This is a genomic window from Empedobacter sp. GD03861 (assembly GCF_029840885.1).
GTDB classification, from domain to species: Bacteria; Bacteroidota; Bacteroidia; order Flavobacteriales; family Weeksellaceae; genus Empedobacter; species Empedobacter falsenii_B.
In genome coordinates, this window is record NZ_JAOCDJ010000038.1 from 1 (window position 1) to 23960 (window position 23960).

Here is a 23960-nt window from a genome sequence, read left to right on the forward strand (position 1 = left end):
AAAAAAAAACGTCTTACAAAATGTAAGACGTTTTTAATTCAACTAAAAAGGAGCCATAAAACTAATCGTATAATGATCGATGGTTTTTCCCTTCAAATCTTTTAATTCTAAAATAACTGGAACTTTGTAAGATTTCAGTTCTCTTTTAGGAATTTTAATATCTATTAAACCTTGCTTTAATTTTCCTTCATCTATTTGTATATATTGATTTGGTTCTACTAACAAAACAGTTTTTCCACCTTTAAAACCATTTACACGAACAACTAATTTATATGGTTCGTTGGTTTTATTCATCAAACTGTATTGCATTGTATTAATAATATAATCACCTTCTACGACATAATCTTTTCCTGGAACTTGTAGAAACTTCACTTCGACATCACTTCTATTTAACATAAACACCGTCATTGCTCCTATCATTGCAACCAATACAAATGTAAAAGCAATTAATCTTGCAGTAATCTTAAATGATTTTCCTTGTTCGATATTTTCTTCAGAAGCATAACGAATCAATCCTGTCGGAAGATTAATCTTCGTCATAATATCATCACAAGCATCCATACATGCAGTACAGTTTACACATTCTAATTGCGAACCATTTCTAATATCAATTCCAGTAGGACAAACCGCTACACATTGACCACAATCTATACAATCACCTTTTCCTACAGCAATTCGATCTTCTCCTTTTCTAAATTTAGAGCGTCCGTTTGTATTTTCACCTCTTTTGAAATCATACGAAACTTGAATTGTTTTTTTATCAATCAAAACTCCTTGAAATCTTCCGTAAGGACAAACCAACGTACAAACTTGTTCACGAAACCAAGCGAAAACAAAATAAAATAAAACACTAAAAATAAATATTCCGAATAATAAACCACCATGCTCTGATGGACCTTCGGTAATTACTTTGATTAATTCATCCATTCCGATGATATATGCCAAAAATATATTCGAAAAGAAAAACGAAATAATGTAAAATATCGTCCACTTTCCTCCTCTTTTCAAAATTTTTTCTTCGTTCCAATCTTGTTTATCCAAACGAATTTGTTTGCTTCTATCACCTTCTATCCAATACTCAATTTTACGAAAAACACTTTCCATAAAAATTGTTTGCGGACATAACCATCCACAAAACAATCGTCCATAAACAGTCGTAAATAATATAATAAAAACCACACTTACAATCATCCCGAAAGCAAGTAAGAAAAAATCTGTTGTAAAAAATGGATAACCAAAAAGAATGAAATTCGTATTGAACACATCAAATTTGAAAATAGGATTTCCATTTGGTAATTTTATAAAGGGTAACCCAACTAATAAAAGCAATAGAACTGAGGAAACAATTGTTCGATAATTAGTGTATCTCCCAGAAGGTTTCTTCGCATACACCCATTTTCGAGTTCCTTTTTTATCCATTGTTGCGACTTCTGTTCTGAATTGCTCATTCTCTTTTTCAAAACCAAGTTGCGTTGAATCTTGTTTTATATCACTCATATACCTTCTACTTAATATCTATGCAAATTTACCGTTACAATCAGGTTAGAGCTTGGCACTATTTATGGTATTTATGGTAATATTTACAGATTGATATAAATCATTAATTTATAAATATTTACCAAACAAAAACATAAACCACCTATTATGAGAAACTTACTAAAGCTACTAGTATTTTGTATTTGTATTTGTACTTTTACTTTTTCACAAAAAATACACACAATAAAAAATGTGACTCAGTTCGCAATTTATCCAGGATGTGAAGAAAAAACAGATAATTACGTAGAATGTTTTAACATGAAATTGAGTCATGATGTTGAAGAAAGATTATCCAAAATAAAACCTGCTTTAATTAATTAACGAAAATCCTTTAAAAATCTATTTTAATATTCCTATTCGATATAATAATAATTAATCTAAGCGTAATATTGTTTTCTGAATTGTTCGGGCGTAAACTCTGTGTATTTTTTGAAGAATTTCACAAAATATGATGCGTCTTGAAAATTGAGTAAATACGCAATTTCAGTGACCGAAATTTCTTTATTTACCAACAAACGTTTTGCTTCTAAAACAATGCGACTTCTTATTAATTCACCTGCCGATGTTCCCAAAATATCTTTGCACAACGCGTTCAAATGATTGGGTGTGATGTACAACAATTCGGCATATTCTTTCGGTAATTTTTTGGTCTTGAAATTTTGATCGATAAGCGACTGAAAATTATTCAACAACACCGATTGATAATCACTTGTTTTAATTTTTACAGCTTCCAAACTTCGTTCAATATCAATAAATAAATTCATCAAATGAAAACCAATTTTTAAATTCGAGAATTGGTTATCCTGATGATTTTCTTGAATCATTTCTTCAAAATAATTTGCAATTTTTTCTTGTAAATCTGGCAAAATTTCGACTACATGATCTTTTACCAAAATAGATTGTAAAAATCGAAACTTTTGTAAAATAGAAGAATTAATTCCAATCCAATCAAAAAAATTATCAAAGAAATTTACGACAAATCCATCATATTCTTCCTTAAAATACCACTGATGCACTTGCCCCGGTTTCATAAAATACATTGTTCCAGATTTTGCCTCAAACTTCTCAAAATCGATCAAATGTTCGCCGCTACCTTCTGTAAAATAGACCAAATGGTAATAATTATGACTGTGAACTTCCTGCAAATGAGGATTACTATCAACATAACCTCTAAAATGATCGATGGAAAACAACTCATTGCTATTTTTTTCGGTATTCAGATTACAGATATCGTATGTTGGGAAAAGTTTTTTGGTCATTTTGAAACAAATTATCAAGTGTAAAAATAAAGAATATTTAAAAGGAAAAGTTTAACTTTAAACAATAGAACATCAAAAATGGAATTTAAAGAGAAAAAAATTGTCTTACTTTCTTTGGATGGAGGCGGAATTAGAGGAATTATATCTTGTGTCATTTTAAAATACATCGAAGATAAATTAAAGAAAATTCATGACGAAAATGCCAAAATAGGCGATTATGTCGATTTTATTGCAGGTACAAGTACTGGCGCTTTAATCGCTTCTTTGTTATTATCTCCTTCTACCGAAAATCCAAAAAGAGCAAAACACTCGATCACAGATGCACTGAATATTTATTTAGGTGAAGGGAAAAATATCTTCTCAAAAACATTTTGGACAATTCTCAATAATCCGTTGAGTGTGCTAAAAGATAATTTACCAACACTTGTATTGGAAGAGCAATTAAAAATCGTTTTTGGAGAGACAGAGTTAAAAGATTTGATTCGTCCTTGCGCAATAGTTTCTTATGATACTGAGCATCAAAAACCAAAAATTTTCAATTCGATTGATGGAATCTCTCCTTTCCGAAATTTCTATGTAAAAGATATTTGCCGTGCTTCATCAGCTGCGCCAACTTATTTTGAACCTGCAAAAATAAAATCATTCGCTGATCAAGAATTTAGTTGCATTGATGGTGGTGTTTTTGCAAACAATCCAACTTTTGTTGGCTTTATCGAAACGCAAAAAATAAATTTTAATAAATATTTCAAAGATGAATTAAAATATAATGGAACAGCACCTTTACAAGAATTTATTATCATTTCTCTCGGAAATGGTTCACGTGCAAAATCATATAAACACGAACATTTAACAGGAATTTCAAAATCGAAATGGGTAGATCCTTTGGTAGACATTTTTATTTCGACTGGCGTTGATATGGTCGATCAGGAAATGAGAAGCATGTTCGCTTTATTGAAGCCAAAATATCAACAAAATTATTATCGATTTAATCCTGAAATTCCAGAATCTGCATTGGATTTAGGAAATGTTTCCAACAGCAACATTAAAACATTATTGGACGTTGCCAATGATTATGTCGCAAAACACAAAGAACATTTGGATGAAGTCGTTCAAAAATTAATTTTCAATCAAATTGAAATCTCATAAAAAAAGGCTTTGAGTAAAATTTCAAAGCCTTTTGTAATTTCTATTTATTTCGAACATAAACAAATATTTCTTGTTCTCTATTCAATCCTCTATTATCCACAATACTTTCTAAACACGCATGACAATCTGTTACAATTCCCTCTCCATTGTAATTCGTGTAACTCCCATTCTCTAGCGCAACAACATGTGGTTTCAACAAATCTGCATTCAGTTTTTTGCGTTCTCCAATCAAGGTGTACACATATTCACGTCCAGTTTCGTCAGTAAAATTATCTACTTTATAAATTTGATCCAATTCTCTTTCGTGATCAATTATAACAAATAAGTAGTCTTTGTGGCTATCTTTTTCAAAAAAAATTCTTCTCATAGCTTCAATTGTTTGACTCAAATTTAATAAAAGAATATTGGTTTTACCAATGAAAATTAAAAAGTTTTAAGAGAATTTTAAAATATTATCAATTTCAAAACAGATAATATTTTACTTTTACATTAGCCAAAACACAAAAATGAAAACTCTTCTAAAAATCTTGACTTTAGGATTAATTTGCCTTATTTGTCAACCAATTTTTGCGCAAAAAAACGCGAAATTAAAACATGACTTCGAAAAAATTATCCGTTCAAAACATTCATTTCCTTTTAATGGAGTTGTGATTGTTTCCAAAAATGGTAAAACGATGTATGAAAAAGTACATTTCTGGTATTATCCTTGTAGGAAATTTGTATCTTGAATCCAACTAAAACGAATAAAATCTAACCAATTGGAATTCAATACAAAAAAAATACTCAAATATTTCTCTCTTACGCTTTTATCAATAATTTTATTGCTGACCATTGCAATTTTTAGTTTACAGTTTCCTGCTGTACAAAATTTTGTAAAAAATAAATTAGTTAATTACCTCGAAAATAAAATACATACAAAAGTTCAATTAGATCGTATTTATATCGATTTTCCAAACAGTTTGGTCATGGAAAATCTTTTTTTACAAGGACAAGATGTCGACACACTTTTATCGGTCAAAAAATTTGACGTTGGTTTAGATATTTGGCAATTGACCAAAAGTAAAGCCGATATAAAATCTATTGATTTAAATGGTGTTCACGCGAATGTTATTCGTAAACCAGATGGAAAATTCAATTTCAATTATATTATCAATGCTTTTGCAACAGACGAAAAAGACGAAAGTCCTTCAAAGCCATTTATCATTTCGTTAGATAAAATAAAACTGAATGATATTAATGTTTCCTTCAATGATCAGCAAGCGGCAAATAACATCAAAGTTTATCTAAATTCATTTGATACGCGTGTCAAAAAATTCGATTTAGAGCAAAATTCGTATGGAATTGGCGATATCAATTTGGATGGTTTAAAACTAAAATTGAAACAAGATATTGTAAAAGAAGTTGCGAAAAAAGTAGAAGAAAAAGTAGATTCTTTGAATGATCAAAAGCCAATGAAAATTGAATTGAACGGAATTAATTTAACCAATTTTGAAGTAGATTATGGTGATGATATTTCTGGAATGTTTGCTAAAGTCAAATTCAAAGATTTCAAAACGCGTGTTAAAAAACTTGATTTACAACAAAATTCTTATGCGGTTGATGATATTTTAGTGAATGGTTTGTTGGTTGATTTTGATCAAAAAATGGTTAATAAAATCAAAGAAAATAATGTTGATAAAATTGATCCAAAATCTAAGCAAAACCCTCTTCAAATTGCATTAAACAAAATTAATTTGAATGATATAAAAGTCAATTATGGTGATGAAAACTCTAAGACTTTTGCCAAAATTAACTTAAACGAATTCGAAACGAAAATCAATAAACTTGATCTTGAAAATTCAATTTTCGACATCGAAAATATTTTGTTGAAAGACGCTGATATCGAAGCGAATTTATTCCTTTCTTCGAACAATTCTACTTCCACTTCATCTACTTCTTCAACCCCAATGAATTTGGTTTTGAACGAAACGAAATTTGAAAATGTAAAAGTAAAATACAACAATACTGCAGAACGTCGAACAGCACAAGGAATGGATTTTAATCATTTGGATTTTTCTAAATTAAATCTTGATTTGCGCGATTTCGAAATGAAAAATAGCACATTTGCTGGACAAGTAAAAAGTGCAGAAATAAAGGAATCAAGAGGATTGAATATTCAGAAATTGACAACAAATTTCTTGTACGCAGATACACAAGCGTATCTGAAAAACCTTTATTTACAAACACCAAGAACTATTCTTCGTGACGAAGTTATTTTGCACTACAATACAATTAATGAGTTAACTTCTCATCCAGAAAATGTTCTAGTCAATGCGAATATCAAAAACTCAAAAATTGGTTTTGCAGATATTCTAAATCTTGCACCAACGCTTAGAAATACAATGCCTTTCGATAAATATCCAAACGCCATTCTAAGTGTTAACACCAATGTAAAAGGAAAAGTAAACGATTTATTGATTAATAATTTACAAGTTTCTGGTTTAGATGATTTGCAACTTTCGGCTTCTGGAAGAGTGAAAAATGCGATGAATCCGAAGAATTTATTTTATGATTTAAACATCAAAAACTTTTCGACATCATCAAAAACGATTTATAATTTAGTTCCGAAAAATACTATTCCAAATAACATTAGAATTCCTTCAAAGCTTTCTGTCAAAGGAAAAGCGAAAGGAACAACCGAAATTATCAATACACAATTGGCAATCAATTCTACGTTAGGAAATGCGAAAATTGATGCGATTTTGGACATGCAAAAAAAGGATGCAGAGAAATATAATGTCAAAACAGATCTACAAAATTTGGATATAGGAACGCTTATTAGCAACAAAGATTTAGGTAAAATAACAGGAAAAATTAACGCTATTGGAACAAGTTTTAATCCTGAAAAAATGGTTACAAAACTTTCGGGAACCGTTTCATCAGCTTATTACAACAACTATACTTATCAAAATATTGCACTCGATGCAAAAGTGAATCATGGAGCGTTTGATGCGCATGTTTTCTCAAAAGATCCAAACGCGAATCTTAATTTGACTGCTTCTGGTGTGTACAAAAAAGATTTATCTGATGTAAAATTGAACGGAAATATTGTCAAATTAGATGTTCAAAAACTTGGTTTTTACAACGAACCGATGATTGTTGCAGGAGAAATTGATGCCAATTTTGCTGATTTAAATCCAGATTATTTAAATGGTTATTTTTATCTAAAAAACTTTGCATTATCCAATACAAAAGATATTTTTCCAATGCAAGAAGTGAGCTTGATTGCGACTTCAACTGCTGATTCAAATCAAATTAATTTGACGTCGCAATTGGCCGATTTGGATATGAAAGGAAAATTTAAATTGACACAAATTTTTGGTTCGCTAACTTCAACGATTAACCAATATTATGAATTTCAGAAACCGAATAAAGACGAAAAAATAGAACCTCATCAATTCTTTACTTTGAATGCAAAAATTAAAGATGACGAGTTGATTCGAAGATTTGTTCCAGATTTGAAAAATTTCGAAACCATAACTCTTGACGCAACTTATGATGCCGATTCAAAACAAATCAATGTGGATGGAAAAATTCCGAATTTAACGTATGGAACGAATACAATTAACAACGGAGTTTTAAAACTATCCAACCAAAATGAAGCCTTGTTGTATTCGTTGAATGTGGATGCGTTAAAAAGCGAGAGTTTTCAATTACAAAAAATTGATTTGAATGGTGATATTACAAACAATATCATCAATTATAACGCTTCTACGAAGGATGCAAAAGATGCGACGCAATTTTTGGTGGCTGGAAATCTAAAAACACTAAACGACATCACGGAAATTAGTCTAAATCCGAATGGATTGGTTTTAAACTACGATCAATGGCAAGTTGGTGAAGGAAATTTAATTCAGTTGAGAAAAGATGGAATTGTGGCGAATAATTTCAGTTTGATGAACAATGGAAGTCAAATTTTATTACAATCTGAATCGGAAAAAGGAACAAGTCCGCTGAATATTACCATCAAAGATTTCAAAATTGAAACCATTGCAGAAATCATTAAAAAAGATGATTTACCTGCCGAAGGAACAATCAATGGAACAGCTCAAATTAGAGATTTAAACAAAGAAATGACCTTCAATGCTGATTTGACCGTTTCAGATTTAAAAGCTTTCGGAAATCCTATTGGAAATATTATAGCAAAAGTACAAAACACTTCTCCAACCATGATTAACGCTGATATTACCTTAGATGGAAACAGCAACAACATGAAGATTTTTGGAGATTATAATACCAAAGAAAGTGCGTTTGATTTAGCTTTAGATATCAATCGATTAGAAATGAAATCAGTGCAAGGATTTACAATGAATCGAATCAAAGATACAGAAGGTTATATTTCTGGAAATCTAAAAATCGTTGGAACAATGGATAAGCCGAGCATTTTAGGTCAGGTGAAATTTAATCAAGTAGGTTTAACGATTGCTGAAACAGGAAGTAATTTCAGAAAAATTGATGACGCGATTGATTTCACGAACAAAGGAATTGAGTTCAATCGATTCAAAATTAATGACAATGATGGTAATTCATTAACGATAAGAGGAGAAATTTTAACGGAAACTTACCGTGACTTCGCCTTCAATTTAACAGCAAATGGACGAGATTTCAATGTGGTAAATTCAGAAAAATCGAACGACGCCATCATGTACGGAAAGTTAGCTGTTAATGCAAACTTAACGATAAAAGGTGACTTAGATTTACCGAAAGTAAACGGAAGTTTAACCGTAACTGATGACACAAATTTTACATTTGTTTTACCACAATCTTCACCTTCTTTACAAGAGCGCGAAGGAATTGTCGAATTTATCGATCAAGATCAAGTGGCGCTTCAAGAAACGATTAAAACAGATGAATTAATAGCCGAATCTAAAATAAAAGGGTTAGATGTAAGTGTCAATATTGAAATTAGTAAAGAAGCTAAAACATCTATTATCATCGACAAAGCAAACGGAGATTTTGTTGAAATACAAGGTGAAGCAGAATTAACAGGCGGAATGGATCCTTCAGGAAAAATGACGTTGGTTGGCGTTTATCAAGTAGAAAAAGGTGCGTACGAACTTTCGGTAAGCTTGTTAAAACGTCGTTTTGATATTCAGAAAGGAAGTACCATTACATGGACTGGTGAGCCAACTACAGCCAATTTAGACATTACGGCGATTTACAAAACAAAAGCTGCTCCCATTGATTTAATCGAACAACAAATTTCAGGTTATTCATCAGCAGAAATGAACATGTACAAACAACGAATTCCGTTCAATACTGAATTAATTTTAAAAGGTGAATTATTAAAACCTGATATTAAATTCAATATTTCAATGGATAAAGACAATCCTTCCATTGCAACTGCGGTAATCGAAAATACACAATCGAAATTGGATCAGTTGAAAAATGATGAAGCCGAAATGAACAAGCAAGTATTTGCCTTGTTATTATTGAATCGTTTTATTGGCGAAAATCCATTCGAAAGTAAAACAAGTGTTTCCGCAGAAACAATGGCGCTACAAAGTGTGAGTAATATTTTGTCACAACAGTTGAATAATTTGGCGGATAATTTAATTCAAGGAATTGATATCGATTTGGGATTAGATACGCAAGATGATTACTCTTCGGGATCTAAAAATACTCGTACTGATCTGAATGTTGCAGTAAGCAAACGATTGCTAAACGACCGATTGAAAGTTTCGGTTGGAAGTAATTTTGGTTTAGATGGTGATGCACGAGAAAATGAAAACATGACCAATATTGCAGGCGATATCACAATTGATTATAGTTTATCGCGTGATGGTCGATACATGTTGAGAGCTTATCGAAAAGATGAATACCAAGTCGCTTTACAAGGACAAATTGTAGAAACAGGTGTTGGATTTATTATCACATTAGATTATAATAAATTCAAAGAAATTTTCGAGAAAAGAAGAAAAAATAGAACGAACAGAGCAAATAGAAATACACAAAATCAAGAAGTGAAACCATGAAAAAATCAGTTTTAACCTATATCAAATTTATAACTTGTTCAATTTCTATTTTAGGTATTTCTTCTTGTAGCAATACACGTTTTCTGAAAGAAGGTGAAATGCTTTACACGGGCTCTAAATTAACAATAGAAGGCGATTCGTTAAGCAAAATCGACAAATCCGAATTAAAAGATAATCTCGAAAAAAATATCATTCCTAAACCTAATTCAAGTTTTTTTGGACTTCGTCCGCGTTTGTACATTTACAACATCACCAGCGAACCTAAAAAGCAAAAAGGACTGAAATATTGGTTAAAATATAAAGTGGGTGAAAAACCTGTTTTATTGGGAGATGTAGACATCGAATTCAATAAAAAAATTCTGGTCAATTATTCAGAAAACAAAGGATATTTCAATGCCAAAGCACAAGATGATACAATAAGTAAAAACAAAAAAGCGGAAGTACATTATGTCTTGCAACCCCGCAAACGTTATTACATCAACCAAGTTAATTTCCCAAAAGATACCACTTTAGCGGTCAACAAAGAAATTAAAAAAACACAAGCAAATACGTTGCTGAAAGATAAGCAACCTTTCGATTTAGATGTGATTAAAGCTGAACGAGAACGAATAGATGCACGTCTGAAAGAAAATGGTTACTATTATTTTCATCCCGATAACATCATTGTGCAGGCGGATAGTACAGTTACGAATAAGCAAGATGTTGAACTTTTTGTAAAGTTAAAAGATAAGACACCAGAGCAAGCCAAACAACAATATAGTATTGACAAAGTAATTGTTTTCCCAGATTACAACATTCGAGAAGCGCGAAAAGGAATCTATAAAATGCCTATGAACAACGATTCGTTAGCGAAGTATGAGCAAAATGGATTTTACATGGTCGATTCTAAAAACAGTTTCAAACCAAAAGTTTTTGACCGTGCGTTATATTTTAAAACGGGAGATATTTACAACCGAGCAGATCATAATTTAACCCTAAATCGATTAATTAATTTGGGTGTATTCAAATTTGTGAAAAATGATTTCGTGATCTCTGATTCTATTAATAATAAATTTGATGTGTATTATACCTTAACACCACGCGAATTCCAATCATTGAGATTAGAAGTTTTAGGACGAACAAATTCGGCGAATTACGGCGGTGGTGAATTAAACTTGAACTGGACTCATCGAAATATATTTAAAGGAGCAGAACAGCTTAAAATGGCTTTATATGGTGCTTTTGATATGCAATTAGGAGGGCAAAAAGATGCCAACAACATTTTTAGAGCTGGTTTTAATACGCAACTTTCGATTCCAAGAATTGTAGCACCTTTCAAATTTCATTCATCGAGTGCATTTGTACCAAGAACAAATATTGAAATTGGATACGAATATCAAAACAGATCAAAATTATATACCTTACATAATTTCAATACGTCATTTGGTTACGTTTGGAAAGAGAATGCGCAAAAAGAATATAATTTAAAGATTTTTAGTGCGACTTTATTGTTTCCAGAAAAAGTAACAGACGAATACAATAGCAAGATTTACGATTCAATTGGAAATATCATCAACCCAAGTTTAAAACGTGTAGTGGACAAACAATTAATCTTTGGACCACAATATTCATACACGTATACAACCACGATGTTACCACGAAAAAGCACATTTTACTACCGTGGATCTGTCGATTTAGCGGGAAATTTAACTGGTTTGATTACAGGTGCAAATGTAAAAAAAGACAAGGAAAAAAAGATTTTCAAAATTCCATTTAGTCAATACGCAAAAATGGAACACGACTTCCGTTTTTATCATAAATTTTCAGATAAATCATCAATTGCCACACGATTTATTGGTGGCATCGCTTATTCGTACGGAAATTCAGAATTTGTTCCCTACTCGAAACAATTCTTTGTCGGAGGAAGCAACAGTATTCGTGCATTTAGAGCGCGAACATTAGGACCAGGAAGTTATGATCCACGCAATCAAAATGCAAATTTCTTTTATGATCAATCGGGTGATATTAAATTAGAAGTAAATGCAGAATTTAGACAAAAGTTATTCAGTTTTCTTAATCTCGCCTTGTTTGTTGATGCTGGAAACATTTGGTTAATCAACGAAGATGAAACACGTCCTGGTGCAAAATTCTCAAAAGATTTTATGAACGAAATAGCCGTTGGAGCTGGTTTAGGATTACGTCTTGATTTTAATATTTTAGTATTAAGATTAGATTTAGCAACACCGCTTCGTGTCCCATATTATGAAAAAAATGATCGATGGACATTTGATAAGATTGATTTCGGAGATAAAGCATGGCGAAAAGATAATTTAATTTTGAATATTGCCATTGGATATCCGTTCTAAGCAAAGCGTAAAGCAAAAATAAAAAAAATGAGCGTCACAATGGACGCTCATTTTTTTTATTTAATCATATATTTATTTCAAATCAAAACGATCTGCGTTCATTACTTTATTCCAAGCAGCAACGAAATCGTTGATAAATTTATCTTGAGCATCTTCTTGAGCATACACCTCAGCTACAGCTCTTAATTCAGAATTTGATCCGAATACTAAGTCTGCACGAGTTCCTGTCCATTTAGGTGCTCCTGTTTTACGATCAGATCCCATGTAGATTTCTTTCGTTTCATCAGTCGCTTTCCAAACAGTACCCATATCCAATAAATTCACAAAGAAATCATTTGTCAATTCACCTGGACGATCTGTAAAAACACCATGTTTAGAACCGTCATAATTTGCATTCATTGCACGCATTCCACCAACTAAAACAGTTAATTCTGGTGCAGTCAAGGTCAACAATTGTGCTTTATCAATCACCAATTCTTCTGTCGAAACAGATTTTCTTGTATTTTTTCGGTAATTTCTCACACCATCTGCAAGTGGTTCTAAATATGCTACAGATTCTACTTCGGTTTGTTCTTGAGTTGCATCTCCGCGACCAGCTGTAAACGGAACAGTAATTGTTTTTCCTGCGTCTTTTGCTGCTTTTTCAATCGCTGCATTTCCTCCTAAAACAATTAGATCTGCAATCGAAACTTGTTTTGAAGAATTAACTGAATTAAATTCTTGTTGAATATTTTCTAAAGTTGTCAAAACCTTATTCAATTGAATTGGATTGTTCGCTTCCCAATTTTTCATTGGTTGCAAACGAATACGTGCCCCATTTGCACCTCCTCTTTTGTCAGATCCACGGAAAGACGAAGCAGATGCCCATGCTGTAGAAACTAATTCTGAAACAGATAATCCTGAAGTTAAAATTTTCGCTTTCAAATCAGCAATATCAGCCTCATCAATTAATTCATGCGTAACAGCCGGAATCGGATCTTGCCAAATAAACACTTCTTTTGGCACATCTGCACCCAAATAACGAGAAATTGGTCCCATATCACGGTGCGTCAACTTGAACCATGCTTTACGGAAAGCATCTTCAAATTCTTGTGGATGTTCTAAGAAACGACGTCCAATTTTTTCATATGCTGGATCTGTACGTAACGCAATATCCGAAGTCAACATCGTTGGTCTTAATTTTTTTGAAGCATCATGCGCATGTGGAATAATTTCGCCTACATCTTTTGCTACCCATTGATGAGCACCTGCAGGAGATTTTGTTAATTCCCATTCGAAACCAAATAAATAACTTAAAAATAAATTTGACCATTCTGTTGGTTTACTTGTCCAAGTTACTTCAATACCTGATGTAATTGTGTCACCTGCATTTCCTGTTCCGTACGAGTTTTTCCAACCCAAACCTTGCATTTCCAAATCAGAAGCTTCAGGATCTGGGCCAACATGATCAGCCGAAGCCGCACCATGCGTTTTTCCGAAAGTGTGACCACCAGCAATCAACGCCAATGTTTCTTCATCATTCATTGCCATACGCGCAAACGTATCACGAATATCGCGTGCCGAAGCCAAAGGATCTGGATTACCATCTGGACCTTCTGGATTCACATAAATCAATCCCATTTGTACCGCAGCCAACGGATTCTCTAAATCACGATCACCAGAATAACGGCTATTTGGACCACCACTCTCTTCTAACCAAATTTTTTCAGAACCCCAATATACATCCATATTTGGTTCCCAAACATCAGCACGACCACCAGCAAAACCTAACGTTTTGAATCCCATCGACTCTAAGGCTACATTTCCTGTTAAGATAATTAAATCTGCCCATGAAATTTTATTACCATATTTTTGTTTGATAGGCCAAATTAAACGACGCGCTTTGTCCAACGAAACGTTGTCTGGCCATGAGTTAAGCGGCGCAAAACGTTGTTGTCCTTCACCTGCTCCACCACGACCATCTTGCACACGGTATGTACCTGCACTATGCCATGCCATACGAATGAAAAATGGGCCATAATGCCCAAAATCTGCTGGCCACCAATCTTGAGAATCAGTCATCAAAGCTTTTAAATCAGCTTTAACCGCTTCTAAATCTAATTTTTTAAATTCTTCGGCGTAATTAAAATCTTCCCCCATTGGGTTCGATTTATTTGAATGTTGGCGTAAAATATCAACTTTTAATTGATTTGGCCACCAATGTTGATTTTGTGTTCCTTCTCCTGCAACTGGTTTTGACATTGTACCATTGTGAAAAGGGCATTTTGAAATATCACCTCCTTGATTCTCCATGAATACTTTTTTTTTTATGTTTAATACTTTTGTTTTGTAAATATCATAAATATAGCAATTTGTCTTATCAATTAAAAATCAAATTGTTTTATCAATCAATCAATTTATTTTATATAGAATGTAAATTAAATAGTTATTAATTATATTATAAAAATTGATTCGTTTATTTTTAATGAGTAAAGAGATTTCGAGAATCCTCTAGCTTTTAAGTTTATATCTGTATCAAGATAAAACTACATTTCACATAATATCAATGCATAGAAATTTTCAATCTTAACTTCAATATATCTTAACATCGTAAAATTATTATAGTCAAAAAAATGTTTATACATTTGTAACAATGAAATTTATAATTCTCATAATTGCATTATATGTTAATGTTCTATCATTTGTGCCATGTCAAGACACAAATACTAATAGAACGCAAGTTTCTATGGTGCATAGTGAGAAAGATAATTCAGATCATAAAGATCAATGTAGTCCTTTGTGCGTTTGTAATTGTTGTCAAATTACAATTTCATCAATGAAATTTACACGATTACTAAAAACTCCTAAAGTTTTTGAACCAAATACTTCCAAGAAAATACAATTCAAAAAGAATACAATTCAAAACCAATTGTATGCCGATATCTGGCAACCTCCTAAAATAAATATTGCTTAACGAGACGATTTCTTTTTTCGTCTACACATTGATTTCAATTGATATAAAATTGAAGTCAACACTTTTCTGTGCTCATTTATTTTGATAATAAGTGGGTAATGTTAATGCAATTAATCAAATTATCTGTGTTAGATAAAATCATAAAATTTAGTATCCAAAACAAAATTGTTATTGGAATTATGACTGTATTGTGGATTATCTGGGGCGTATGGAGCGCAACAAAATTGCCAATAGATGCGGTACCCGATATTACCAACAATCAAGTCCAAATTATTACGGTCAGCCCTACTCTAGCTGGTCAAGAAGTAGAACAATTGGTCACTTTTCCAATTGAGCAAAGTATTGCGAATATTCCTGATATCGAAGAAACAAGAAGTATTTCTCGTTTTGGTTTATCTGTGATTACGGTAGTGTTTAAAGAAGATGTAGATATTTATTTTGCGCGTCAATTAGTCAACGAAAAATTAAAAGAAGCACAAGAAGACATTCCGCAAGGTGTTGGCATTCCCGAATTATCACCTGTGAGTACTGGTCTTGGAGAAGTCTATCAATATATTTTACATCCTAAAAAGGGAAGTGAGAAAAAATACAATTCAAAACAATTGCGCGAAATGCAAGATTGGATTGTTCGTAGACAATTAAACGGAACGCCTGGTGTTGCTGAGATCAATAGTTTCGGTGGAGAATTGAAGGAATACGAAGTTGCTTTAGATCCGAATAGGTTACGCGCAATGGGAATTAGTGTATCGGATATTTTTGATGCCTTAGAAAAAAATAATCAAAATACTGGAGGAGCTTACATCGATAAGAAGCCAAATGCTTACTTTATTCGAGGAATTGGAATGGTAACTTCTTTAGATGATGTAAAATTAATTCCTATAAAAAATGCGACGGGAACTGTTCCTATTTTTATAAAAGATGTAGCTGATGTAAGACTAGGACATGCCATACGATACGGAGCAATGACTTACAATGGTGAAGTAGATGCTGTTGGTGGTGTTGTGATGATGTTAAAAGGTGCGAATTCTAATGAAGTAGTTAATCTAATTAAAGAAAAAATACCAACAATTCAAAAATCGTTACCAGATGATATCGTCATCGAGCCTTTCCTTGATCGAACGAATTTAGTAAATCGTGCAATTAAAACAGTAGAAAAAAATCTGATCGAAGGTGCATTAATTGTCATTTTTGTATTGGTTATTTTTCTTGGTAATCTAAGAGCTGGTTTAATCGTTGCATCTGCCATTCCTCTATCCTTATTATTTGCATTAGGAATGATGAATGTTTTTGGTGTGAGTGCGAATTTAATGAGTTTAGGAGCTATTGATTTTGGATTGATAGTCGATGGAGCAGTTATTATTGTAGAAGCGACTTTACATCATCTAGGGCTTAGAAAATCAACGCATCGATTAACCCAAAAAGAAATGGATGAAGAGGTTTTTCTTTCAGCTTCAAAAATTAGAAATTCAGCCGCATTCGGGGAAATCATCATACTTATTGTCTACATTCCTATTCTTACTTTGGTTGGTGTAGAAGGAAAAATGTTTACACCAATGGCTAAAACAGTTGGCTTTGCAATTCTAGGCGCATTGATTCTTTCGTTAACGTACATCCCAATGATGAGTGCTTTATTTTTATCAAAAAAGCCTACTCTCAAAGCTTCTTTTTCAGATAAAATGATGGTGAAAATCCATAAAGTTTATGAACCATTATTAGAAAAAGCAATCCGAATCAAATATTGGTTAGTTGGTATTACTGTTGCAATTTTTGCAGTATCAATTATTCAATTCAGAAATATGGGTGGCGAATTTATTCCACAATTACAAGAAGGTGATTTTGCTTTTCACTGTATTTTACCACAAGGAAGTTCCTTAACCCAAAGTTTAGAAACATCCATGCAAGCTTCTCGTATTTTAAAAGAATTTGATGAAGTAAAAATGGTCGTTGGTAAAACAGGTTCCGCTGAGGTTCCTACAGATCCTATGCCTCCTGAAGCAACAGATATGATTGTGGTTCTAAAACCAAAGGACGAATGGAAACGTAACATTTCTTATGAAGAATTAGGTGATGAAATGATGGAAAAACTAGAGGTTATTCCTGGTGTTTTCTTTGAAAAAAATCAACCAATCCAAATGCGTTTTAATGAATTGATGACAGGAATTCGACAAGATGTAGCTGTCAAAATTTTTGGCGAAAATTTAGATTCTCTCTCTTATTATGCAGATAAAACCTCAAAAGCAATTCAATCTGTTGAAGGTGTTACAGCGCCACAAGTGGAACGCGTAAGTGGTTTGCCTCAGATTAATGTTGAATATGACCGAATCCGAATGGCAAATTATGGATTAAATATCAAAGATGTAAATGATATGTTGAGTACAGCATTTGCAGGAAAAACAGCTGGACAAGTTTTCGAGAATGAACGACGCTTTGATTTGGTTGTTCGATTGGATAGTGCGCATCGAAAAAGCATTGATGACATTAACAATTTAATGATTCCTACAAGTTCTGGCAATCAAATTCCAATCTCTCAGGTGGCAAAAGTGAGTTATAAATTAGGTGCTTCACAAATTAGTCGCGAAGAAGGAAAACGAAGAATTGTAATTGGTTTCAATGTAAAAGATCGTGATGTACAATCAGTTGTAAAAGATATTCAGACAAAATTAGACAATGAAATCAAATTGCCTTCTGGTTATTATTTCACCTATGGAGGACAGTTCGAAAATCTACAAGCAGCTAGTCAACGTTTGATGATCGCAGTACCAATCTCCTTATTATTAATTTTCATGTTATTGTATTTCACATTTCATTCATTCAAACAAGCTGCATTAATTTTTACAGCAATTCCAATGAGTGCTATCGGAGGTGTTTTTGCATTAATTATTCGTGATATGCCATTTAGTATTAGTGCCGGAATTGGTTTTATTGCATTATTTGGTGTCGCTGTTTTAAACGGAATTGTTTTAATTGGAACATTCAATCAATTAGAAAAAGAAGGAGAAAAAAATATTCTAAAACGAATAATGGAAGGAACCAATATCCGATTACGACCAGTATTAATGACAGCAACAGTTGCATCGTTAGGATTTTTACCGATGGCAATTTCCACAGGCGCAGGTGCCGAGGTTCAAAAACCTTTAGCAACAGTTGTCATTGGAGGATTAATCACAGCTACTTTTTTAACCTTATTTGTATTACCAATGTTATATTTAATATTTAATTCAAAACTTCCGAAAATAAAATTGAATTCAAAAAATTCACTTCCATTCCTTGTCATCGGAATGTTTTTGATGGGACAATCTATTCAAGCGCAAACTCGTTCAATTAATATTCAAGAAGCTCAACAAATTGCAATTGAAAATAATCCATTAATCAAAGCAAATGAACGAAGTATTTCATCAAGTGAAGCTTTAAAAGGAACCGCAAATGAATTACCAAAATTAAATGTGGAAGCACAACTTGGGCAATATGCGAGTCCAAAATTTGATTATGGTTTATCCATTTCTCAAAGTATTCCATTTCCAACGATTTTTAAACATCGAAAGGCAGTTTTAGAATCAGAAGTAAATAGCAAGAAGATACAAAAAGAAGTAACAACAAACGAATTGTTGAAACAAGTGAGAACCTATTTCTATCAGATCGAATATTTAGAATATAACCATAATCAACTCGAACAATTAAATAAACTTTATGTAGAATTTATTCGAATTGCTTCGGTTCGATTTAGTGCAGGTGATATTAAGAAAATCGAAATTAATACGGCAGAAACACAGCAAGGAGAAATCAATTTGTTGCTGAAACAAAACAAAGTGTATTTAGCAAATGCGTACAAAAATCTAAACGTATTATTGAATACCGAAGAGAGTTTTACAATTACCAAAGAGACGAATTATATTCCATTAAAATTGACTGGGATTTTAGACGGTTCTACAATTGAACATAATCCGACGATTAAAGCTTTTTACCAACAGATAGAAATTACGGAACGAAACAAAGAAGTCGTAAAAGCCGAAGGTTTACCAGAATTCTCAGTTGGTGTAAACAGTTTATCGATGATTGGAATGCACGAAAAAAATGGCGTGGAAAGATATTACAATGGCCTTGATCGTTTTACTTCAGTAAACCTTGGTGTAGCAATTCCATTAACGTTTGGTGCTACAAAGGCAAAAATCAAAGCTTTGGAATATGATAAACAAGCCATTCAAGAAACAGCCAATTTTCAAAAACAACAGTTAACGATTCAACTTGATAATTCAATTAATCAATATCAACAAGATTGGGAACAATATGAGTATTATGTAAACCAAGCCATTCCAAATGCAGAAAAAATTGTAAAAGCAGCTCAATTGGGTTATAAAACTGGTGAAATTTCGTATGTCGAATATCTTTTTGCCTTACAAACCGCAACGGATATTCAATTAAAATATCTTGAATCGATACAACAAGTCAATCAAACTGTTGTCAATATTAATTCTATCATCAATCAATAAAATGAAAAAAATAAAGATCATTATCTATAGCGTGTTAGCCATATTATTTCTAAGTAGTTGTACCAAAGAAACAAAAACGGAACAACCAATCGAGGAAAAAAAAGCTGAGCACGAAGAAGCGCCACAAACAGTTGCTACGCTAACAGAAGAACAAATGAAGGCTGTTGGTGTAAAACTGGGAACTATTGAAGTAAAGGAGCTAACGGCTATGATTAAAGCAAATGGACTTTTGAATGTTCCGAATAGCAATATGGCAAGTGTTGCATCTATGTTTGGTGGAGTAATACAAACATTGCCAATTCAGGAAGGTTCGTATGTCAAAAAAGGACAAGTAATTGCGACAATTTCAAACCCAGAATTTATTATTACACAAGAGCAATACTTAACTGTTTTGAGTCGAATTACCTATGCAGAGCAAGAATTTAGACGACAAAAAGAATTGTTTGATAACGATGCTGGTGCAAAAAAGAATCTTCAGAACTCTTCTGCCGAATTGAAAACATTACGTTCTCAAAAAGCATCTTTATCTCGTCAACTTCAAATGATGGGAATTAATCCTTCTAAAGTAACCAATGCAAATTTGAAAAATGGAATGGTAATTACAGCACCAATTAGTGGAACAGTAAGTAAAATTATTGCGCAAATAGGGAGTTATGTAGATGTCTCGTCTCCTGTCGCTGAAATCATTGATAACAGTTCTATTCACTTAGATTTACAAGTTTTCGAGAAAGATTTACCTAAAATGAAAGTTGGTCAAGTTATTCAATTTGAATTAACAAATAATCCAGGAAACAGTTACGAAGCAGTCGTTTACAGCATTGGTTCTTCTTTCGAAAATGAAAGTAAAACCATTGCAGTACATAGCAAAGTACGAGGAAATAAATCTGGATTGATAAATGGAATGAATATTACAGGAGCCGTAAGCTTAAGTAATTCCTCTACACCTGCTGTTCCCAATGATGCAATTGTAGAAGCGGATGGTAAATTTTACATCTTTGTCAAAACAAACAAAAAAGTAGAAGAGCATACAGATGAAGAAAGTAAAGATCCGAACGAAAAGAACAAAGAACATAAAAATGAAACATCGATAAACTTTGAAAAAATCGAGGTTGTAAAAGGTTCTTCAGATATGGGTTACACAGCTATTACAACCGTAAATGAAATTGATCCAACTGCACAGATTGTTGTAAAAGGAGCCTTTTTCGTTAATGCTAAATTAAGTAATTCTGGCGATCACGGACATTAAAAACAATTCAAATAAATTGAGTTGTTCCCCTAACTAACTTCCAATAAAAAGTCCGATAAACAATATGTTTATTGGACTTTTTAGTAGTTGTAATAAATAAGTAACTATTTAATTCGTAATTCAAAAATCTCAAATACTTTTTTATGATATGATATTCATCAAAGCTTATCATCTAGCTGTCATTCTGGGCTTGTCTCAGAATCGCATTCAATATGTCATTTCGAGGTATCGAGAAATCTTTTGTCACTTTTTTAGAGATTGTATAATTCAACAAATTGAAACATAGCGATCTACTAACTATGTGTAATAGATTTACCTTCTCTATTGCTCTTTATTTTCTACATCCAGGTTCTATGTATCTATGTGGTGAATATTCTTTTCTGTCATATCTTCCTTTCATTTTTTTATTCATAGCTTATCTATTTTAATTATCGGTATTCATATACCCTTCGGGGAAGCTCATCCAAAAAAACATTTGAAATTAAAAGGAGGAGCCATGGTATGGCTCAGGTAATTCAACTTGCTAAATTATTTACATAAAGTTGGCAACTCGCTCCACTCAGACACTCCAACTTTTTTTATTCCAATGATTTAGAGTTAAATTGCATTTCGATTCTAAATCGTCGGATTTTTCTAATCCTTTTTTCTAATTCAGATTCGTTATCACTTTTATCAACGGATTTTAGAGTCGACTAACGATTTGCAGACGAGCTTCAATCCATTGAAACAAGCGTAAAAAAGAATACCTTTTTAAGTTTCATTCAAACATTTTCTTAACGTGTGTGTTTTAATACCGTTTTCGTCATTCTTTTCCAATATTCAAATTCGCTTTTAGTATGGTCACTGAGGTTTTAGAAGGAAAAAATCAAACATGCGAAGGGAATAGATCGTAAAAATGTGGCTTCGTGAACCTCAGCCACCAAGAAAAACCTGTTCCTAGGCTCTCGAAGGGAAAAGATCAAACTATCAAGAAGAAAAGGTTTTCAGTATGGTTAAAATTTAGTTTATATCCATTTGTTATACGTCTTAATTAAAATTCGTCAGTTCGAGTGATTTTTCGAAATAATAATGAAGAAAAATTGTATCGAGAATAGAATTTTATCTTCAAAAAATTCAGCCACCAAAAGATCGTTCCCTGAGTTCTAAAAAGGAAAATATCGTAAAAGTGTGACTTCGAGAACCTCAGCCACAAAGAAATAATCGTACCCTAAAAGGTATAATACTTACGTTTAAATAAATATTATACCTTTTTGGGTATAAAATAAAAATTATGACTATATTTATACCTCAAAGGGTATAATATGAATCAATCAATTGCAGAATTTATCAAACAAAAAAGAAAAAGATTAAAACTTACACAACCTGAATTGGCTGAGAGAGCTGGAGTTGGTTTAAGATTTATTCGTGAACTAGAACAAGGAAAACCTTCTGTAAGGTTAGATAAAGTTAATCAAGTTTTAGCTTTATTTGGTTCTGAAGTTGGTGTAATTGATAAAATTGAGCAATGAGAAAAGGTTTAGTCTATTATAAAAATCAATTTGCAGGAACAATTTCTGAAAATGAAAATGGTTATATTTTTAAATACGATCAAGAATATTTGAATAATTTGGAATCGAAACCAATTAGTTTAACGCTTCCAAAACAACAAGATTCTTATGAAAGTAAAATTTTATTTCCTTTTTTTGATGGATTAATACCAGAAGGTTGGCTTTTGAATATTGCAGTAAAAAATTGGAAATTAAATTCTAAAGATCGTTTTGGTTTATTATTAACCCTTTGCAAAGATTGTATTGGAGCTGTTTCTATCATTTCAAATAATGAAGAATTATGATAAAATGCCTTAGTTGTTACAAAGAATTAGCAGAAAATGAAATTGATTTTCATTCTAAATGTTCTAAAAAAATATTTGGTTCAATAAATCCTCCTTCAATTGATTTTGACAGCAAACAATTAGAAGAATTAGCAAAAGAGTTGATTGTAAAAAGTGTTGCAGTTACAGGTGTACAGCCAAAATTATCTTTAAATCTTATAAGCGATATAAATAAACAATCGAGATTTACAATTGTGGATCTTGAAGGAAATTATATTTTAAAACCTGCTTCAAAAGAATATATCGACTTACCCGAAAATGAAGACTTAACCATGCATTTAGCGGAATTGGTAAAAATAAAAACAGCAACACACACACTTATTCGGCTTAAATCAGGTGAATTGGCTTATTTAACAAAGCGATTTGATCGAAAAAATCAAGATAAAATTGCTGTTGAAGACTTTTGTCAATTGACTGAAAATTTAACGGAACATAAATATCGAGGATCAATAGAAAAAATCGGAAAATTAATCTATCAACTAACTAAAAATAGTGGATTTGAAGCTCAAAAATTATTTGAAATTGTTTTATTTAATTACTTGACTGCAAATGCTGATATGCATCTTAAAAACTATTCATTAATCGAAAATGATTTCAATGAATACGAATTATCTCCAGCTTACGATTTATTGAATACACTGTTATTAATTCCCGATGATAAGGAAGAATCTGCATTAACAATTAATGGTAAAAAAAATAGATTAAAAATAGAAGATTTCAATCAGTTAGCGAAAACATTAAAAATACCTAATAAATCAGTAGAATCTATTTACAAAAGATTCATCAAAATTAGACTAAAATGGATCGATTTTGTGGAGATTAGCTTCTTAAATAAAGATACTAAACAAGCGTATATTGAAACATTGAACACTAGATTTAATAAATTGTTTAGTTCTAATAATTAGAGCAAGTATGACTTCAAGAACCTCAGCCACCAAGAAAACACGTTCCATGAGGCACTCGAAGGGAAAAGAGTAAACACTCGAAAGGAAAAGATCGTAAAATGTGACTTCGAAAACCTCAGCCACCAAGAAAACCGTTCCCTGAGCATTCTAAATGCAGTATCTTTCTATAACTTTTTTATTCATAGCTTAATCTATTTTA

At 32.1% G+C, this 23960-nt stretch carries 13 protein-coding genes; 9 read left to right on the forward strand and 4 right to left on the reverse strand.

Features of this window, described 5'->3' with window-relative positions:
* Nucleotides 1-42 precede the first annotated feature (42 nt).
* Both ccoG and N5D03_RS12700 read right to left on the reverse strand, forming a co-directional pair.
* Nucleotides 43-1497, reverse strand: a complete 1455-nt coding sequence (gene ccoG, locus N5D03_RS12695; RefSeq protein ID WP_280051864.1) for a cytochrome c oxidase accessory protein CcoG — start codon at nt 1495-1497, stop codon at nt 43-45.
* Nucleotides 1498-1913: 416 nt separating this feature from the next.
* Complete coding sequence (locus tag N5D03_RS12700) at nt 1914-2795, reverse strand: helix-turn-helix transcriptional regulator (RefSeq protein ID WP_280051865.1); 882 nt, start codon at nt 2793-2795, stop codon at nt 1914-1916.
* A gap of 78 nt (nt 2796-2873) precedes the next feature.
* On the opposite strand from N5D03_RS12700, the gene N5D03_RS12705 reads away from it, so the two are divergent.
* Nucleotides 2874-3941: a patatin-like phospholipase family protein gene (locus N5D03_RS12705; RefSeq protein WP_280051866.1), complete on the forward strand. Its 1068-nt coding sequence runs from the start codon at nt 2874-2876 to the stop codon at nt 3939-3941.
* Between the two features lie 40 nt (nt 3942-3981).
* On the opposite strand, the gene N5D03_RS12710 is transcribed toward N5D03_RS12705, so the two are convergent.
* Complete coding sequence (locus N5D03_RS12710; protein ID WP_125349744.1) at nt 3982-4308, reverse strand: hypothetical protein; 327 nt, start codon at nt 4306-4308, stop codon at nt 3982-3984.
* Between the two features lie 139 nt (nt 4309-4447).
* Here N5D03_RS12710 and N5D03_RS12715 point away from each other — a divergent pair, with 139 nt between their 5' ends.
* The 3 genes from N5D03_RS12715 (at nt 4448) to N5D03_RS12725 (ending at nt 12300) form a co-directional block, all read left to right on the forward strand.
* Nucleotides 4448-4669, forward strand: coding sequence for a hypothetical protein (locus N5D03_RS12715; RefSeq protein WP_038336897.1), 222 nt, complete (start codon nt 4448-4450; stop codon nt 4667-4669).
* A gap of 237 nt (nt 4670-4906) precedes the next feature.
* Entirely contained in the window at nt 4907-9955 is a 5049-nt protein-coding gene (locus N5D03_RS12720) for a translocation/assembly module TamB (RefSeq protein WP_280051867.1), read from the forward strand.
* The gene (locus tag N5D03_RS12725; RefSeq protein ID WP_280051868.1) at nt 9952-12300 is read left to right on the forward strand and encodes a BamA/TamA family outer membrane protein; all 2349 of its coding nucleotides are present in this window, start codon (nt 9952-9954) and stop codon (nt 12298-12300) included. Before N5D03_RS12720 ends, N5D03_RS12725 begins: the two co-directional genes overlap by 4 nt.
* A gap of 72 nt (nt 12301-12372) precedes the next feature.
* Here the strand turns inward: N5D03_RS12725 and katG are convergent, their stop codons facing one another.
* The gene (gene katG, locus N5D03_RS12730) at nt 12373-14592 is read right to left on the reverse strand and encodes a catalase/peroxidase HPI (RefSeq protein WP_280051869.1); all 2220 of its coding nucleotides are present in this window, start codon (nt 14590-14592) and stop codon (nt 12373-12375) included.
* A 786-nt stretch (nt 14593-15378) separates the two neighbouring features.
* Here katG and N5D03_RS12735 point away from each other — a divergent pair.
* From N5D03_RS12735 to N5D03_RS12755, 5 genes are all read left to right on the forward strand, one after another.
* Nucleotides 15379-19740 (forward strand): CusA/CzcA family heavy metal efflux RND transporter, encoded by a 4362-nt coding sequence (locus tag N5D03_RS12735; RefSeq protein WP_280051871.1) that lies wholly within the window; start codon nt 15379-15381, stop codon nt 19738-19740.
* A 1-nt stretch (nt 19741) separates the two neighbouring features.
* Entirely contained in the window at nt 19742-20986 is a 1245-nt protein-coding gene (locus tag N5D03_RS12740) for an efflux RND transporter periplasmic adaptor subunit (RefSeq protein ID WP_280051870.1), read from the forward strand.
* A 1301-nt stretch (nt 20987-22287) separates the two neighbouring features.
* Nucleotides 22288-22494 (forward strand): helix-turn-helix transcriptional regulator, encoded by a 207-nt coding sequence (locus N5D03_RS12745; protein ID WP_114999434.1) that lies wholly within the window; start codon nt 22288-22290, stop codon nt 22492-22494.
* Complete coding sequence (locus N5D03_RS12750; RefSeq protein WP_221857121.1) at nt 22491-22817, forward strand: HipA N-terminal domain-containing protein; 327 nt, start codon at nt 22491-22493, stop codon at nt 22815-22817. The genes N5D03_RS12745 and N5D03_RS12750 overlap by 4 nt, the downstream gene beginning before the upstream one ends.
* On the forward strand, nt 22814-23761 hold the full coding sequence (locus N5D03_RS12755; RefSeq protein ID WP_280049559.1) for a HipA domain-containing protein: 948 nt from the start codon (nt 22814-22816) through the stop codon (nt 23759-23761). The genes N5D03_RS12750 and N5D03_RS12755 overlap by 4 nt, the downstream gene beginning before the upstream one ends.
* The last annotated feature ends 199 nt before the right edge of the window (nt 23762-23960 follow it).